The 16,793-nt window shown below is 33.6% G+C and carries 11 protein-coding genes; 1 reads left to right on the top strand and 10 read right to left on the bottom strand.

Translation table 11 applies throughout. The features are described from left to right. Nucleotides 1-90: 90 nt before the first annotated feature. The 4 genes from pnpS to MUA37_RS05740 form a co-directional block, all read right to left on the bottom strand. Nucleotides 91-1,785: a two-component system histidine kinase PnpS gene (pnpS, locus tag MUA37_RS05755; RefSeq protein ID WP_193325311.1), complete on the bottom strand. Its 1,695-nt coding sequence runs from the start codon at nucleotides 1,783-1,785 to the stop codon at nucleotides 91-93. Further along, nucleotides 1,785-2,495: a response regulator transcription factor gene (locus MUA37_RS05750; protein ID WP_002510250.1), complete on the bottom strand. Its 711-nt coding sequence runs from the start codon at nucleotides 2,493-2,495 to the stop codon at nucleotides 1,785-1,787. The genes pnpS and MUA37_RS05750 overlap by 1 nt, the downstream gene beginning before the upstream one ends. 336 nt (nucleotides 2,496-2,831) lie before the next feature. Continuing rightward, complete coding sequence (gene icd / locus MUA37_RS05745) at nucleotides 2,832-4,100, bottom strand: NADP-dependent isocitrate dehydrogenase (protein WP_002510249.1); 1,269 nt, start codon at nucleotides 4,098-4,100, stop codon at nucleotides 2,832-2,834. A gap of 41 nt (nucleotides 4,101-4,141) precedes the next feature. Then, a complete protein-coding gene (locus MUA37_RS05740) occupies nucleotides 4,142-5,260 on the bottom strand; it encodes a citrate synthase (protein WP_204171689.1) in 1,119 nt (372 codons plus the stop codon). 351 nt (nucleotides 5,261-5,611) lie between these two features. On the opposite strand from MUA37_RS05740, the gene MUA37_RS05735 reads away from it, so the two are divergent. Then, the gene (locus MUA37_RS05735) at nucleotides 5,612-6,973 is read left to right on the top strand and encodes an amino acid permease (RefSeq protein WP_262624891.1); all 1,362 of its coding nucleotides are present in this window, start codon (nucleotides 5,612-5,614) and stop codon (nucleotides 6,971-6,973) included. Nucleotides 6,974-7,194: 221 nt separating this feature from the next. On the opposite strand, the gene pyk is transcribed toward MUA37_RS05735, so the two are convergent. The 6 genes from pyk to MUA37_RS05705 form a co-directional block, all read right to left on the bottom strand. Next, nucleotides 7,195-8,955, bottom strand: coding sequence for a pyruvate kinase (gene pyk / locus MUA37_RS05730; RefSeq protein WP_002510246.1), 1,761 nt, complete (start codon nucleotides 8,953-8,955; stop codon nucleotides 7,195-7,197). Between the two features lie 20 nt (nucleotides 8,956-8,975). Continuing rightward, nucleotides 8,976-9,944, bottom strand: coding sequence for a 6-phosphofructokinase (pfkA, locus tag MUA37_RS05725; protein ID WP_103387820.1), 969 nt, complete (start codon nucleotides 9,942-9,944; stop codon nucleotides 8,976-8,978). Nucleotides 9,945-10,268: 324 nt separating this feature from the next. After that, on the bottom strand, nucleotides 10,269-11,213 hold the full coding sequence (locus tag MUA37_RS05720) for an acetyl-CoA carboxylase carboxyltransferase subunit alpha (RefSeq protein ID WP_262624890.1): 945 nt from the start codon (nucleotides 11,211-11,213) through the stop codon (nucleotides 10,269-10,271). Continuing rightward, complete coding sequence (gene accD, locus MUA37_RS05715) at nucleotides 11,206-12,072, bottom strand: acetyl-CoA carboxylase, carboxyltransferase subunit beta (protein ID WP_002510243.1); 867 nt, start codon at nucleotides 12,070-12,072, stop codon at nucleotides 11,206-11,208. The genes MUA37_RS05720 and accD overlap by 8 nt, the downstream gene beginning before the upstream one ends. A gap of 67 nt (nucleotides 12,073-12,139) precedes the next feature. Further along, nucleotides 12,140-13,369, bottom strand: coding sequence for an NADP-dependent malic enzyme (locus MUA37_RS05710; protein ID WP_142019587.1), 1,230 nt, complete (start codon nucleotides 13,367-13,369; stop codon nucleotides 12,140-12,142). 227 nt (nucleotides 13,370-13,596) lie between these two features. Next, nucleotides 13,597-16,788, bottom strand: coding sequence for a DNA polymerase III subunit alpha (locus MUA37_RS05705; RefSeq protein ID WP_002510241.1), 3,192 nt, complete (start codon nucleotides 16,786-16,788; stop codon nucleotides 13,597-13,599). Nucleotides 16,789-16,793 lie beyond the last annotated feature (5 nt).

Genomic DNA, 16,793 nt, shown 5'->3' with positions numbered 1-16,793 from the left:
ATTTATATAAAAAGCAGGAGTAAGACAGAAACCAAAGTCACAATTTGATTTCACGTTTTACTCCCACATTTTAATAACTTTCTTATTTAATTATTGCACATCAAAAAACACTACTTTAAACGTCGATCCTTCATTCAATTGACTATTCACACTAATACGTCCATTATGTGCTTCTATAATATGTTTCGTAATTGATAGTCCTAGACCTGTACCACCAGAATCTCTACTTCGTGCTTTGTCGACACGATAGAACCGCTCAAATATATGTTTTTGATCTTCTTCACTAATGCCCATACCAAAGTCTTCTACTTCTAATATACTCTTATGTCCATCTTTATAGACGCGTACTATAATATCACTATCTACTGTAGAATAGCTAATTGCATTAGATAACAAGTTTAATACTACTTGGGCAATTTTTCCTTCATTCGCATCAATTATAATATCAGGTGTAATTTCTCTGATTATATTAATGTTTTTCTGCTCGGCAATAGTATAAACATTTTCAATCGTTGTTTCTACAATGTCAGTCAAACTAATATATTCAGTTTCCAATTCAGTTTGTTGCTCAACATGTGACAAATCCAACAGATCAAAAACTAATGTTTCAATTCGATCTGATTCTTTCAAAATAATTTTCAAGAAATCATCTAATGATTGCGGATCATTTTTCGCACCGTCCAATAACGTCTCAGCAAATCCTTTAATAGAAGTAATAGGTGTTTTCAATTCGTGAGACACATTAGCTACAAATTCTCGTCGTAAATTTTCTAATTTCTTCAAATTTGTAATGTCATGTAATACGATAACCATGCCATATAAATTCTTTTTAGTCCGAGATAAAATTGGAACACACGCTGCATCGAAATATTTTTCATGCACTTGTCCTATATTTAACTTCACTTGTTCGTAAATTGGTTTTTCAACTTTAAAAGCTTCAGTAAGCAGCTCATGTATTGCTGGATCAATAAACTCTACATAACTTTTATGTTCTGCAGTTTCTTCAGGTGTAAATACCTCATAATACGTTTTATTAGCAACAACGATTTCACCATATTTATCAATCATTAAAATAGAGCTTGGAATATTTTCTACTGTAGTTTTTAAACGATTGGACTGTAATTTTTGCTTATGATTTAAACGCTGCAACTTACGTGCTAATTCATTTGTAGTAACAAATAATTCTCGCGTTTCTTTCACATTACTTTCTGGTACACGGACATGGTAATAACCATCTGCAAGCAGATTAGTAGCATACGTCACTTCATTAATTGGTCTAATATAAGTTCGATCAATACTGCGCACGACTAGAAATATAATAATTAATACAAACAAGCCAATGAGCGATATATACTTCCACAATTGAATTTGCAATTCAATAATTTCGTTATTGACGCCACTAATTAATACACGGTAATCATCCACATCACTCTTAAAAGTAAATCTTCGGTCACTATTTACTTCGTCATAAATTAAATTTGTTGGGTTGGCTTCATTTAAAATTGCTTGATTAATTTTGACGTCATCTTGATACGAAAATAATGACTTTTTACTATTCATAATTTTAATAGTCAAATTTTCGTTTTCAGCAAGTGCTTCTAATTCATGTTGTTTATCGTTTTTATACAAATGTACAAAGTGACGTGCTTTCTTTTCCATATCTCCTTCTTGTCCTACTGCAACAGTAGAATAAATCACATGAGAAATAATTGCTCCTAAAGCAATAAAACTCACAATTGTAATCGTACATAATAATAACAATAGCCGTTGGTGAAATTTAAGCATTAAACCTTAGGTCTTTCCATTTTATAACCTAAACCACGCACTGTTTTGATTAACTTTGGTTGTTTAGGGTTCTCTTCTAACTTATCTCTTAAGTGGCTAATATGTACATCTACAATTCTTGAATCTCCAGCAAATTCGTAATTCCAAACAGAATTCAACATATGCTCACGTGTAATTACTCTGCCTTGACGTTCAATTAAATATAAGAGTAATTCAAATTCTTTTGGTGTTAATTCAAGTAATTCATCATTTCGATAAACTTCAAAATATTCTGGTTTTATTCTAATAGACCCAATAATTATGTCATCCTCATCAATACCAGCCGGTTCAGCTTCGGCAATCATTGCAGAACGACGTAAGATTGCTTTCACTCTAGCAACAACTTCTCTAGGTGAAAATGGCTTTGTCATATAATCATCTGCACCGAGCTCTAAACCTAATACACGATCAAATTCATCATCTTTTGCTGTTAACATTAAAATAGGTACTAAATTTTTGTCAGTTCGTATTGATTTACACACTTCAATACCATCTTTTTTAGGTAGCATAACATCTAAGACAATTAAATCTGGATTGGTGTTGCTAACTTTTTCTAATGCTTCTTCTCCATCATATGCTACTTCTACTATGTATCCTGCTTGTTCTAAATTATATTTCAGTAACGTTACGATTGATTGTTCATCATCTACTACAAGTACTTTTTGTGACATAGTGTACCTCCATATTTATGTTTACAATTTAATTATAACTTAAAATTTAATAAAAATAACACACATTATAATATTTTTACACAAATTTTACAAAATATATGATTCGCAATATATATACAATAATCGTGATTTCCATGCAACACTCACAGTATGTGCTTTATTACTATTTTCATAATTCCCTAGAAGTAGTAGCTCAAACAATTCTTAATAATATCTTAACATTATTTTAAATTTTTTAAACTGATATGGTTATTCATCACCTAACTACATAAAGAAAGTCATTAAAAAGCCCAACTAAATAATAACTACTTAGTTGGGCTTGTAAATAAAATTATATTAATCTAAATTACTAATCAATTCATCAGCAAAAGCAGAAGTTGATACTTCTTTAGCTCCGTCCATTAAACGTGCAAAGTCGTATGTTACAACTTTAGATGCAATTGTTTTTTCAATTGAATCTGTAATCTTATCTGCTGCTTCTTGCCATCCTAAATGTTCTAACATTAATACTGCACTTAATAATTCAGATGATGGATTTACTTTATTTAAATCTGCATATTTTGGTGCTGTACCGTGTGTTGCTTCGAAAATAGCATGTCCAGTTTCATAGTTAATGTTTGCACCAGGTGCAATACCAATTCCGCCTACTTGTGCAGCTAATGCATCTGATACATAATCACCATTAAGGTTCATTGTAGCTACTACGTCATGATCTGCAGGACGTGTAAGGATTTGTTGTAAGAAAATATCAGCAATTGAATCTTTAATAATAATCTTACCAGCTTTTTCAGCTTCTTCTTGAGCAGCATTTGCTTTATCTTTACCTTCATCTTCAACGATTTGGTCATATTGTTGCCAAGTAAATACTTTATCAGCAAATTCATTATGTGCAACATCATAACCCCATTGTTTGAAAGCACCTTCTGTAAATTTCATAATATTACCTTTATGAACTAAAGTAACTGATTTACGGTTATTGTCTAAAGCATACTGAATAGCAGCTCTAACTAAACGTTCTGTACCTTCTTTTGAAACTGGTTTAACACCAAGACCTGATGTTTCTGGGAAACGAATATTAGTAGCACCCATTTCATTTTGTAAGAAATCTACAAGTTTTTTAACTTCAGGAGTACCTTCTTTAAATTCAATACCAGCATAAATATCTTCAGTATTTTCACGGAAAATAACCATATCTGTATCTTCAGGACGTTTAACAGGTGATGGTACACCTTTAAACCAACGTACTGGACGTAAACAAGTAAATAGATCTAATTCTTGACGTAATGCTACATTAAGAGAGCGAATCCCACCACCAATTGGTGTAGTTAATGGCCCTTTAATAGCAATTAAGTATTCGTTAATAGTATCTAACGTTTCTTTAGGTAACCATTCACCTGTTTCATCATAAGCTTTTTGACCAGCTAATACTTCTTTCCATTCGATTTGTTTTTCGCCATTGTATGCTTTCTCAACGGCTGCATCAATAACACGACTTGCCGCTTTCCAAATGTCTGGTCCAATACCGTCACCTATGATATATGGAATGATTGGTTGGTTAGGTACTGATAACCCGTCGTTATTTTTTACAATTTTGTCTCCTGCCATGTCAAAAAACCTCCAAATTTAGTGTGTATAATTTATTTTTATTATCGTTCTTCTATCGGTAAGTATGTTCTGTTTGTTTCTCCAATATATTGTGCACGTGGACGCATGATTCTATTATCTTGATACTGTTCAAGAATGTGTGCAATCCAGCCTGATGTTCTGCTTACCGCAAATATTGGTGTAAATAAATCATGATCGATATTTAAACTGTGGTACACTGTCGCACTATAAAAATCAACATTAGCAATTAAGTTCTTTTCTTGTTTCATTTTATCGGCGATTTTCACAGAAATATCAAACAATTCACTTTGGCCTATTTCAGAAGTGATTTTTTTACTCATTTCTTTAAGGAATTTCGCTCTTGGGTCGCCATCTTTATATACACGATGACCGAAGCCCATTATTTTTTCTTTGTTTTGAATCTTTTTATCAATATATGAATCAACATCATCCACTGATTTTACTTCAGATAACATACTCATTACACGTTCATTTGCCCCACCGTGTAATGGTCCTTTTAATGATCCTACTGCAGCAACGATACCAGAATACATATCTGATAATGATGATACAGCACATCTTGCTGTAAATGTAGAAGCATTAAATTCATGATCCGCGTGTAAAACTAACGCTTTGTTAAATGCTTCAACTTCGATATCAGTTGGAAGTTCTCCTCTTAACATGTATAGGAAATTGCCCGCATAATTTAAGTCTTCACTTGGTTTTACAGGTTCTTTTCCTTCTCGTACTCTTGCAAAAGCTGTGACTAAAGAAGCAATTTTTGCTTGAATTCGAATCGCACGCTCCATTGTTTGGCTTTCATCTTCATCTTCAGCATGCTCATCAAAATGCGCAATATATGAAACAGAAGTTCTTAAAGCTGTCATAGGATGTACATCATCAGTCGCGTACTCTTGGAAATGATTATACACTCTAGGATTTAATCTCATATATTCAAATAATTTAGATTTTAGTTCACTAAGCTCTTCTTTATTTGGTAACCTATAGTGCCATAATAAGAATACAACTTCTTCAAATTCGGCATGATTAGCTAAATCATCGATGTCATAGCCCGCATATGTTAATTGACTATCAATGATTGAACTTACTTTTGTTTCGGCAGCAAGTACCCCTTCCAAGCCTCTTTGTATGTTTGCCATATTAAAATTCCCCTTTTCTATTTCATTATGAAATGGCTTACAAACATTATTATATCCAATCAAATACAATTTGTGAATACCCATGTTTGTATACTTGAGTAATTTCATAAGAAATTAGTTTTACATACTTACATCTTCAACTTTCCACAAAATAGTAGATTGCTATATCTCCATTTTAATAGTAATTACTGTTTTCTTCAATTTTTATAGGTTTTTAAATAGTTATCATCTTTGATAACAATAAAAAATGATTTACTAAAATGTAATTGCTACATACTTATAAAAACAGTTGTATTATTCGCTTTTGAGTAGCATAATTATAAACACAAATAAACTAAGGGAGTTTAAACTATGGCACAACAACTAAATAGAGAATTAAATAGCCGACATGTCCAACTTATTGCTATCGGGGGAGCGATAGGTACAGGCTTGTTTCTTGGCGCAGGTCAAACCATAGCATTAACCGGTCCATCAATTTTATTGACTTATATTATTATTGGTTTCATGCTTTTCATGTTTATGAGAGGCTTAGGCGAAATTTTAGTTTCAAATACCGGCTTTAAATCTTTTGCTGATGTTACGAATGAATACATAGGACCTTTTGCTGGGTTCGTCACTGGATGGACATATTGGCTATGCTGGATTATTACTGGAATGGCTGAAGTTACTGCAGTTGCTCAATATGTAAGTTTCTGGTTTCCTGAAATACCGAACTGGGTGAGTGCTTTATTCTGTGTCCTTGTGTTAATGGTTTTCAACTTATTAAGCGCTCGTTTATTCGGTGAACTTGAATTTTGGTTTGCCATTATCAAAATTGTGACCATTATTGCATTAATTATTGTTGGTATAGTGATGATTGTTATGGCTTATAAAACAGAATTCGGACATGCATCGCTGACAAACCTTTATAATAACGGGATTTTCCCTAAAGGTATTAGCGGTTTTATGATGTCTTTCCAAATGGCGGTATTCTCATTTGTTGGAATAGAGTTAATTGGTGTGACTGCAGGTGAAACAAAGGATCCAACTAAAACAATACCCAAAGCGATCAACAGTGTTCCATTACGAATTTTAGTCTTTTATGTAGGAGCATTAGCTGTCATCATGTCAATTATTCCTTGGGCGCAAGTTAATCCTGAAGAAAGTCCATTCGTTAGATTATTTGCTATCCTAGGTATTCCTTTCGCAGCGGGTATTATTAATTTTGTTGTCTTAACAGCTGCAGCTTCATCTTGTAATAGTGGAATATTTTCAAATAGTCGTATGTTATTCGGTCTATCTAATCAAGAACAAGCACCACCTATTTTCACTAAGACGAATAAAAACGGTGTTCCACACATCGCAATTATTGTTTCTTCAGCGTTATTACTAATTGCAGCGTTATTGAATTATATTGTTCCAAATGCAACAACAGTATTTACTTATGTAACAACCGTTTCAACCGTACTATTTATTGTTGTATGGGCATTGATTACTATCGCTTATATTAATTATCATCGTCACAACCCAGAACAACATAAAACAGCACAATATAAATTAAAAGGTGGTAAATATATGGGCTATGCAATATTACTGTTCTTTTTCCTTGTATTTTGCCTATTATTTGTCAATGTTGATACTAGAATAGCTGTATTCTTAACACCAATTTGGTTTATCATACTTGCATTAATGTATTTACGTTACAAACGAATGCTAAATCAATCTGCAAAATAAATTATAATTTGTCCCCTATACTTAGATCTTATGTTTGGTCTAAGTATAGGGGGTTTTTGTACAGTCCCTACTTTAATTAATAAGTCTATGTACATGTGCAACAAGACAATTTTCAACATAAATATAATATTTAATAAAAAAACGACTAATCCGCATTTAAACGGATTAGTCGTTTTTCAGTATGAGCTTTCAACTCAATTTTTCTCTTAATTAATTGTTAATTATAGTACGTTTGCGTAACCTTCAAAAAGTTTACCTTGGTTCGCATCTACAGTAACAAATGCATCATCTTGAATTTCAGTAGTTGCATTGTCAACACCTACAATTGTTGGGATTCCTTTTTCTAAACCAATAATCGCACTAGGTGAAGTAATACCATTTTCTTCTGTAATTAAACCAATAGCATTCTCTATATAAGGTACTAATGTTTCATCTACAGATTTCGTTACAATGATTTTATCAGACAAATCTTTACCTTCTAAATCACTTGCACTATTAACTACCAATGTATGTCCAACTACTGAGTTTCTACCAATACCTTGACCACTTGCAATTTCATCGCCTATTAAGTGTAATTTCATCATATTAGTAGTACCTTGTTCACCAGTTGGTACACCTGCAGTAATAATAATTAAGTCACCATTATTTACGCGTTCAGTTTCAACTGCAGTAGCAACTGCATTATTTAATAATGCATCAGTTGTTTTACGTCCTTCTTTAACTACAGGATAAACGCCCCATACTAAAGCACACTGACGAGCTGTAGATCCTTTTGGAGTTACAGCAATAATGTCTGATTTAGGACGATATTTAGAAATTGTACGTGCTGTTGAACCACTTTCAGTTGCAGCAACAATTGCTTTTACATTTAAGTTTAAAGCAGTGTGTGCCACAGAAACACCGATAGCATTAACTAATGACGTTTGTACTAATTTTGTACGGTCAGAAAGTAATTTTTTGTAGTCTTGTGCTGCTTCAGCTGAAACCGCAATATTTCTCATTGTTTTAACAGCTTCTTCTGGATAAGAACCAGCTGCAGTTTCTCCAGATAACATTACTGCATCTGTACCATCATAGATAGCGTTTGCTACGTCACTAGCTTCTGCTCTTGTAGCACGTGGGTTACGTTGCATTGAATCTAACATTTGAGTTGCAGTAATAACTGGTTTACCTAATTTATTACATTTTCTAATTAAGTCTTTTTGCACCATTGGTACTGATTCAGGTGGAATTTCAACACCCATATCACCACGTGCAACCATTAAACCATCAGAAACTTCAAGAATCGCTTCGATATTATCGATACCTTCTTGGTTTTCAATTTTTGGAATAATGCTGATTGTTTCATTGTTATTATCTTCAAGTAATTTACGGATATCTAATACATCACTTGGTCGGCGCACAAAACTTGCAGCGATAAAGTCAACTTCTTGTTGGATACCGAATACAATGTCTTCTGCATCTTTGTCTGTAATACCTGGTAAATTAACTTTAACACCTGGTAAGTTAACGCCTTTTTTATTTTTAAGTTCGCCAGTGTTTAACACATCACAAACTACTTCATTTTGATCTTTATTAATTTGTTTTACCTGTAATTCAATTAAACCATCATCTAATAGAATATATGAACCTTCGTCGACATCATTAATAAGATTATCATACGTTACTGAGAATTTTTCTGGTGTACCTTCTACTTCAGTCATACTAACAATAACTTCAGTACCTTTTTCTAATTCGATGCCACCATTCTTCATGTTGTGTGTACGGATTTCAGGACCTTTTGTGTCTAATAAAATTGCTACAGTTTTACCTAAACGTTTTGATACTCTGCGAATTGAATCGATTCTAGCTTGATGCTCTGCGTGATCACCATGTGAAAAGTTCAGTCTTGCAACGTTCATTCCTGCTTTCATTAGTTTTTCTAACATCTCTTCTGATTCAGATGCTGGTCCAATAGTACAAACAATTTTTGTTTTTCTCATTGTAAATGCCTCCCAAATAGTTAAATAGATAATTCTTTTGTTAGTTCATAAATATTATAGTCAAATTGATGTTCGTCCGCTCTGAAAATCTCATCAAACGGAGTACTTCTTAGTACGTTATCTCTAATACCTACGCCTCTTGCTGTTTCTCCTTGCATAAGTAAATCAATTGCATGACCACCTAAACGTGATGCCAATACTCTATCTTGCCCAGTTGGGCTTCCACCACGTTGGATATGTCCTAATACGGAAACACGTGCATCCACATTAACATATTTAGATAATTCTTGCGCACATGCTTCACCAGTCATACAACCTTCCGCAACCATAACAATGGAATGCTTTTTACCACGTTTTATACCATGGTCGATACGTTCTGCTACTTCTTTAATATCTGTTTCAACTTCTGGCACGATAATTGTTTCTGCACCAACTGACAAACCTGCCCACAGTGCTAGATCTCCACAATCTCGTCCCATAACTTCAATAATAAATGTTCGCGCGTGACTAGATGCTGTATCACGAATTTTATCTACTGATTCAATAATTGTGTTTAACGCTGTATCAAAACCAATAGTAAAATCTGTGCCATTGATATCATTGTCAATTGTACCTGGAATTCCTACTGTTTGAATTTCAGTGCATTCCTCACTTATACGTTGTGCACCTCGGTAACTTCCGTCTCCACCAATTACTACTAGACCTTCAATACCGTGTTTACGTAAATTAGCAATACCCTTTTGACGTACTTCAGGTTCTTTAAATTCTGGACAGCGGGCTGAGTACAAGAAAGTGCCTCCGCGCTGGATTGTATCCCCGACTGAACCTAATTCTAGTTTATGAATATCATCGTTAATTAAACCTTGATAACCTTGGTAAACTCCATAAACTTCGATGTTATTATATATCGCTTTACGCACAACAGCTCTAACTGCCGCGTTCATCCCGGGTGAATCTCCACCACTTGTTAAAACCGCAATTTTTTTCATGACGACATACCTTTCTAACTTAATTTCTTACTTTAAAAATACCATAATTTCACATAAGTCGCCATTAAAATAAGGTGTATCAATCAATGTAAACGTTTTAGTTACAATACCGTTGTCCAAAACAGAAGGAAGCGTTTTAAAAACAAATATAAAATTCATTTTTAAATTAATCAAATTGACCCTTATACACTTTACCATTAATTTAAAATTTTGAAACAATAAATTTAAAATTTTTACAATTAAAGCGCTATCTTTTTAATAAAACGCTTTCTTCGCACTAAAACGCTCTATGACAGTGCATAGAGCGTTTTAGTATACAATATTCTATTCATTAAACGAACCAATATTTCTAAATTTTTCATAGCGGTCTTGCACTAAAGCTTGTTCATCTAAGTTACTTAATGCAGCTAAATGATTTTCAAATTTAGCTTTAATATTTGCTGCTTGCGTTGATACATCATGATGTGCACCACCAAGTGGTTCTGTCACAACATCATCAGCAATATTTAACTCTTGTAAATCTTTGGCAGTAATTTTCATTGTCTCTGCTGCAATTTTAGCTAAGTTGCTATCTTTCCATAATAATGCTGAAGCACCCTCTGGTGAAATAACGGAATACGTACTGTTTTCAAGCATGAGCACTCGATTAGAAATACCTAATCCTAAAGCACCTCCACTACCACCTTCACCAATGACAATTGATATAACTGGAACTGTTAATGCTGCCATTTCAACTAAATTTTTAGCAATAGATTCACTTTGACCACGTTCTTCTGCAGCTTTACCAGGATAAGCTCCTTTTGTATCGATAAAAGTTATAATTGGTCTATTGAACTTTTCTGCTTGCTTCATTAAGCGTAATGCTTTTCGATAACCTTCTGGATGAGCCATGCCAAAGTTGCGATAAATATTATCTTTTGTATCTTTCCCACGTTGTTGACCAACAATTGTTACTGCTTGCCCGTTTAAATAACCTATACCACCTATCATGGCTGGGTCATCTCTAAAATTACGATCACCATGTAACTCGATAAATGAATCAAAGATTAAAGGTATATAATCTAAAGATGTCGGGCGTTCTTGTAAACGTGCTAACTGCACACGATCCCAAGGCTTCAAATTTGTATATACTTTTTCTGTTTCTCGCTCAAGTGATGCTTCCAACATTTCGATTTCTTCAGATAAGTCGACATCGTTTTTCTCTTGCGATTCCTTTAATGAATCTATCTTATTTCTAATTTCAAAAAGTGGCTTTTCAAAATCAAGCATTCGTTTTCACCTCTTGATGCATTTTTAATATCGTGGTAAGTGTATCTTTCATTTCTTTTCGATGCACCACTTTATCTAATTGACCGTGCTCTAATAAAAATTCTGCTGTTTGGAAATCATCCGGTAATTTTTCATTAATCGTTTGTTCAATTACTCGTCTACCTGCGAATCCAATGAGTGCTTTAGGTTCTCCTATATTAATGTCACCAACAGATGCAAAACTCGCCGACACACCACCAGTTGTTGGATTAGTAATATAAGAAATGTATAACAATCCAGCTTCTGAATGACGTTTTAAGGATACACTTGTTTTACCCATTTGCATTAAAGAAATGATACCTTCTTGCATTCTTGCTCCGCCGCTTGCAGAGAACAAAATAAATGGCATACGATGTTCAGTACAATATTCAATAATTCGGCATATTTTTTCACCAACTACTGATCCCATACTGCCCATTCTAAATCTTGCGTCCATCACTGCAACGCCAAATGGCATACCATCTAATTCAGCTGTTCCGGTAACAACTGCTTCATTTAATTCTGTTTTTTGCTGGTCTTTTTGCAATTTTTCTTCATAGCTTGGAAAATCAAGCGGATTTGCAGAGGTCATACCTTTGTCAAATTCCGTAAATGTGCCTTCATCCGAAATTGCATCTATTCTTTTATATGCAGTTAGTGCAATATGATGGTCACAATTAAAACATACATTTAAATTTTCTGATAGTTCTTTTGTATACATGATTTTTTTACATTGCGGGCACTTAGTCATAATACCTGCAGGCACATCATTTTGTTTAGAATCAGATACTGTTACATACTTTTTCTTTTTACTACTTCTATTGAAAAAATCCTTAAACATTGGTAAACCTCCACTTAACCAGTGTTAATTACACTCCATTTATACTTCAATTTATGTCTACTTTGATTTAATTTAAATCCGTTAGCGACATTGTTTTGTTATATATATCGTCTGGGTCAACTTCAGTTCTAGCAACGCCAGATTCCATAGCAGCAACTGCAACTTCTCTTGCCACTGATGGCGCAACACGCTTATCAAATGGGCTAGGAATACAATAATCTGGGTTTAATTCATTTGGTTGAATTAAGTTCGCAATCGCCTCAACAGCAGCTTGCTTCATTTTTTCGTTGATATGTGTTGCTTCGACATCTAAAGCACCTCTAAATATACCTGGGAACGCTAATACATTATTAATTTGATTTGGGAAATCAGAACGGCCTGTACCTATAACTTTGGCACCAGCTGCTTTGGCATCATCAGGGTTGATTTCAGGATTTGGATTCGCCATAGCAAAAATAATAGGATCTTTTGCCATAGATTCAACCATCTCTTTAGATAATAAATCTGCTACTGATACACCAATAAAGACGTCTGCATCTTCTATTACATCTTCTAATTTACCGTCAGTTTTATCTCTATTTGTCCATTTAGCGACATATTCTTTCGTATCATTCATGCCATATGTTCTACCTTCATATATAGCACCTCTTGAATCACACATTACCATATTATGCACGCCATAAGAGTATAATAATTTTACTATTGCAATACCTGCTGCACCAGCACCATTTAATACTACTTTAATATCTGAAAGATCTTTTTCAACAATGCGTAAAGCATTAATTAATCCTGCAACTGTTACTATCGCAGTACCATGTTGGTCATCGTGAAATACTGGAATCTTCGTTTCTTTTTTTAAACGTTCTTCAATTTCAAAGCAACGTGGCGCTGAAATATCTTCTAAGTTAATACCTCCATAGTTTGGCTCTAATAACTTTACAGTGTTAATAATTTCTTCAGTATCGGTAGTATTTAAAGCAATTGGAACGCCATCTACACCAGAAAAACTTTTAAACAATACAGCTTTTCCTTCCATAACTGGAATGCTAGCTTCAGCGCCGATATCACCTAAACCTAACACTGCTGTACCATCAGTCACCACCGCTACGGTGTTACTTTTCATTGTATAATCAAATACTTTGCGTGGATCCTCGTGTATTTCTTTACAAGGTTCAGCAACACCAGGTGAATATGCTAAACTAAGTTCTTCTTTATTAGTAACTTTGACTTTAGATTTAACTTCTAATTTCCCTTTATTACGCTTGTGCATTTCTAATGCTTCATCTCTTAATGTCATGTAATATCGTCCCCTTACATTTATGTAATTTATAAAGATATTATATATATTTTTATTATACTATATACTATATTACAACTAATTACTCTTTAAAAAAACAGTTTATTTGCAAATGCTCAAATTTGGACATGCTTTAACATTACCTTTTACGTTCTTATAGCAAAAACTGATGATAACATTCCATATATCATCAGTTCACTATACCATAATTCAAGGTTGTATAAAAGCTATATAATACGGACATCATTTGGCGAAAAACTATCTATGAATGTTTCTATACTTTGTTTATCAATATAACCAAGGTTATTCATGCTTGATTGGGCTTCATTATAGTAGTTCACTGGTAGCATATTATTCGACTCATGTAATTTTAATTGTGCTTTGAGTTCGTCAATATCATACTGACCTCTTATCACGATTTGAGTAGCTTGAGCGATAACCGTTTGTTCATAGTTCACTACATCTAGCACTTCATTAACAATCAATTGTTGCTTATTGTTTCTTGTATCAAATTTACCATTGACGATAAACATTTGGTCTTCTACTAAATCAAATTCATACTTTTTAAATGTATCGGGAAACATTACACCATCAATAGTTGTAACACCATCATTTAATGTTAGAAATGCCATATTTTGACCATTTTTTGTACGTATTTTTTTAATAGTATCTACTTGAATTAAAATTGGTGATCTATTGCTCGCATTTCTCAATTTATAAATACCTAAATATTGCTTTTGCTCAAAGTATTTTTCAACTGGATGTTGCGACACATAGAAACCTAAATATTCTTTTTCATAATCACTTAATACCTTATCAGCAAGTTCTTCCGTTTCTTCATATGATGTTTTAGGTGTAAGTACATCAAAAATAAAATCGTCTTGTTCTATACTAGAAGAGCTATCAATCACATGATCAATCGTTTGTAGCAACGTCGCTCTATTTTTACCAAATTCATCAAATGCGCCTACTAATATAAGTGCTTCAAGTAGTTTGCGTGATTTAATTCTTTGCGGTATGCGTCGAGCAAAATCTATGAAGTCTTTAAAATTACCACGCTGTTTTCTTTCTTCAACAATCAACTTAACACTCTGATAACCCACGCCTTTAATAGCGCCAAGTGATAAATAAATACCTTCAGAAGTAGCTTTATAAAACCAGTGACTCAAATTAATGTGTGGTGGCTTAATGTTCAAACGTTGGTGTTTTGCTTCATCAATAATTGAGGCGGTCTTATTTTCACTGCCAATTGTATTACTTAAAATATTAGCATAAAAATAAGTAGGATAATGGGCTTTTAAATAAGTCATAATATAGGCAATTTTTGAGTAACTGACTGCGTGCGCACGAGCAAATCCATAATCTGCAAACTTTAATATTAAATCAAATATTTGTGTACTAAGTTCTTGTGGGTAACCTTTTTGCAGTGCCCCTTCGATAAAATGCTGTCTCTCATTTTCCAGTACTGCACGATTCTTTTTACTCATAGCACGTCGTAAAATGTCCGCTTCACCATAATTAAACCCAGCGAATTTACTAGCTATTTGCATAATCTGTTCCTGATATATTATAACACCATAAGTATTTTGTAATATGAGCTGTAAGTCCGGATGTAAATATTGTACCTTGGCAGGATTATGCCGACGTGAGATATATGTTGGTATTTCTTCCATTGGTCCTGGACGATATAATGATGTCACTGCAACTATATCTTCAAAATGCTCCGGTTGTAATTTTTTTAATACATTACGAATACCATCTGACTCTAGTTGGAAAATCCCTGTTGTATCCCCACTTGAAAGCAATTTAAATACAGCACTATCATTAAAAGGAAGTGCTTCAATATTAATATCAATATTTAAATCATACTTAACTTGCTTTGTAATTTGGTGAATAATAGACAAGTTTCTTAACCCTAAAAAGTCAATTTTAAGTAAACCTATACGTTCGACTTCGGTCATTGTCCATTGGGTCAATACTCCAGTATCCCCGATAGTCAAAGGTGCAAAATCATAAAGGGGTTGATCATTAATAATAATACCAGCAGCATGTGTTGAAGTATGGCGAGGTAAACCTTCTAGTTTTTTACAAATGTCAAACCATTGTTCATGTCTATGATTTCTATGGACAAATGATTTAAAATCACTATTCTGATACGCCTCATCCAATGTAATGCCTAATTTATGGGGTATTAATTTAGATACTTCATTTAATGTGACATCTTCAAAGCCCATTATTCTACCAACATCTCTAGCCACTGCCCGAGCTAATAAATGACCGAACGTAACTATACCTGCAACGTGCATTTCTCCATACTTTTCTTGAACATATTGTATAACACGTTCACGTTTAGTATCTTCAAAATCAATATCAATATCAGGCATAGTCACACGTTCAGGATTTAAAAATCGTTCGAATAATAAATTATACTTAATCGGATCAATGGTAGTAATTCCTAACAAATAACTAACTAAAGAGCCCGCTGCAGAACCACGACCTGGTCCTACTAAGACATCATTATTTTTCGCAAATTGTATCAAATCACTCACAATTAAAAAATAATCTTCAAATCCCATATTGGTAATAATGTCGTATTCATAGTGCAATCGTTCAACATAAGCGGTTTGATGTGTTAAGTCATACGCAGCTAAATTTTCTTGTAATTGTTGCAGTAAATATGCTTTAGAATCCATACCATTTGGCGTTTTAAATTTGGGCAACAATGATTGATGATACGATAGATTAGCTGTACATTGCTGGGCGATTTCTTCAGTTCTTTCTAATTGTTCAGTTGTCACATCAAGCTCAAGATGTTCAGAAGTACTAAACAAATGTGAGTGATAATTTGGCGCTTCATTTACTAAGTCTAACTTTGTATTATCACGAATTGCGTGTAAGGCACGAATAGTTGAAGCGTCTTCTTCGTTTAAGTAATTAGCACTTTGTATCCATACTGCAGGGATATCAGTAACCTGTTCACTTTGATGATCAACATAAACCATATCATGGTCAGCAAAAGCTTCCAACAACACCTGATGCTCATCGGTAATGCTTTTAAAAATAATAACTAAATCAGCTGCATATTTTTGTAGCCATTCAATTGTAGTTTCAGTTCTTTCTTTCATCTTAACAGCAGATGACAGTTTTAATAAGTCAGTTAGCCCTTGGTTATTGCGTGCTAACAATACCGTTTCCGTAGTAGTTAATCCATCAGTTAACCAAATGGTCATACCAAATATAGGTTTAATGTTTGCTTTTACACAGGCATCGTAAAATTGAGGGTACGCATACAATACATTCGTATCAGTAATTGCTAAAGCCGAATACCCTTCTTTAGTTGCCTTTGATACGGCATCGGATATTTTTAAACTCGAATTTAATAAATCATATGCCGAATGAATATTTAAATGCGCAACCATTTGAT

The sequence above is a fragment of the Staphylococcus arlettae genome (genome assembly GCF_025560845.1).
In the GTDB taxonomy this organism is placed as follows: Bacteria; Bacillota; Bacilli; order Staphylococcales; family Staphylococcaceae; genus Staphylococcus; species Staphylococcus arlettae.
Note: the sequence above shows the minus strand (reverse complement) of the source record. Positions and strands in the feature narration are given on the sequence as shown.

Coding starts and splice junctions, on each gene's coding strand:
- pnpS (WP_193325311.1), bottom strand. CDS start 1,785: ATGCTTAAATTTCACCAACGGCTATTGTTATTATTATGTACGATTACA.
- MUA37_RS05750 (WP_002510250.1), bottom strand. CDS start 2,495: ATGTCACAAAAAGTACTTGTAGTAGATGATGAACAATCAATCGTAACG.
- icd (WP_002510249.1), bottom strand. CDS start 4,100: ATGGCAGGAGACAAAATTGTAAAAAATAACGACGGGTTATCAGTACCT.
- MUA37_RS05740 (WP_204171689.1), bottom strand. CDS start 5,260: ATGGCAAACATACAAAGAGGCTTGGAAGGGGTACTTGCTGCCGAAACA.
- MUA37_RS05735 (WP_262624891.1), top strand. CDS start 5,612: ATGGCACAACAACTAAATAGAGAATTAAATAGCCGACATGTCCAACTT.
- pyk (WP_002510246.1), bottom strand. CDS start 8,955: ATGAGAAAAACAAAAATTGTTTGTACTATTGGACCAGCATCTGAATCA.
- pfkA (WP_103387820.1), bottom strand. CDS start 9,944: ATGAAAAAAATTGCGGTTTTAACAAGTGGTGGAGATTCACCCGGGATG.
- MUA37_RS05720 (WP_262624890.1), bottom strand. CDS start 11,213: ATGCTTGATTTTGAAAAGCCACTTTTTGAAATTAGAAATAAGATAGAT.
- accD (WP_002510243.1), bottom strand. CDS start 12,072: ATGTTTAAGGATTTTTTCAATAGAAGTAGTAAAAAGAAAAAGTATGTA.
- MUA37_RS05710 (WP_142019587.1), bottom strand. CDS start 13,369: ATGACATTAAGAGATGAAGCATTAGAAATGCACAAGCGTAATAAAGGG.
- MUA37_RS05705 (WP_002510241.1), bottom strand. CDS start 16,788: ATGGTTGCGCATTTAAATATTCATTCGGCATATGATTTATTAAATTCG.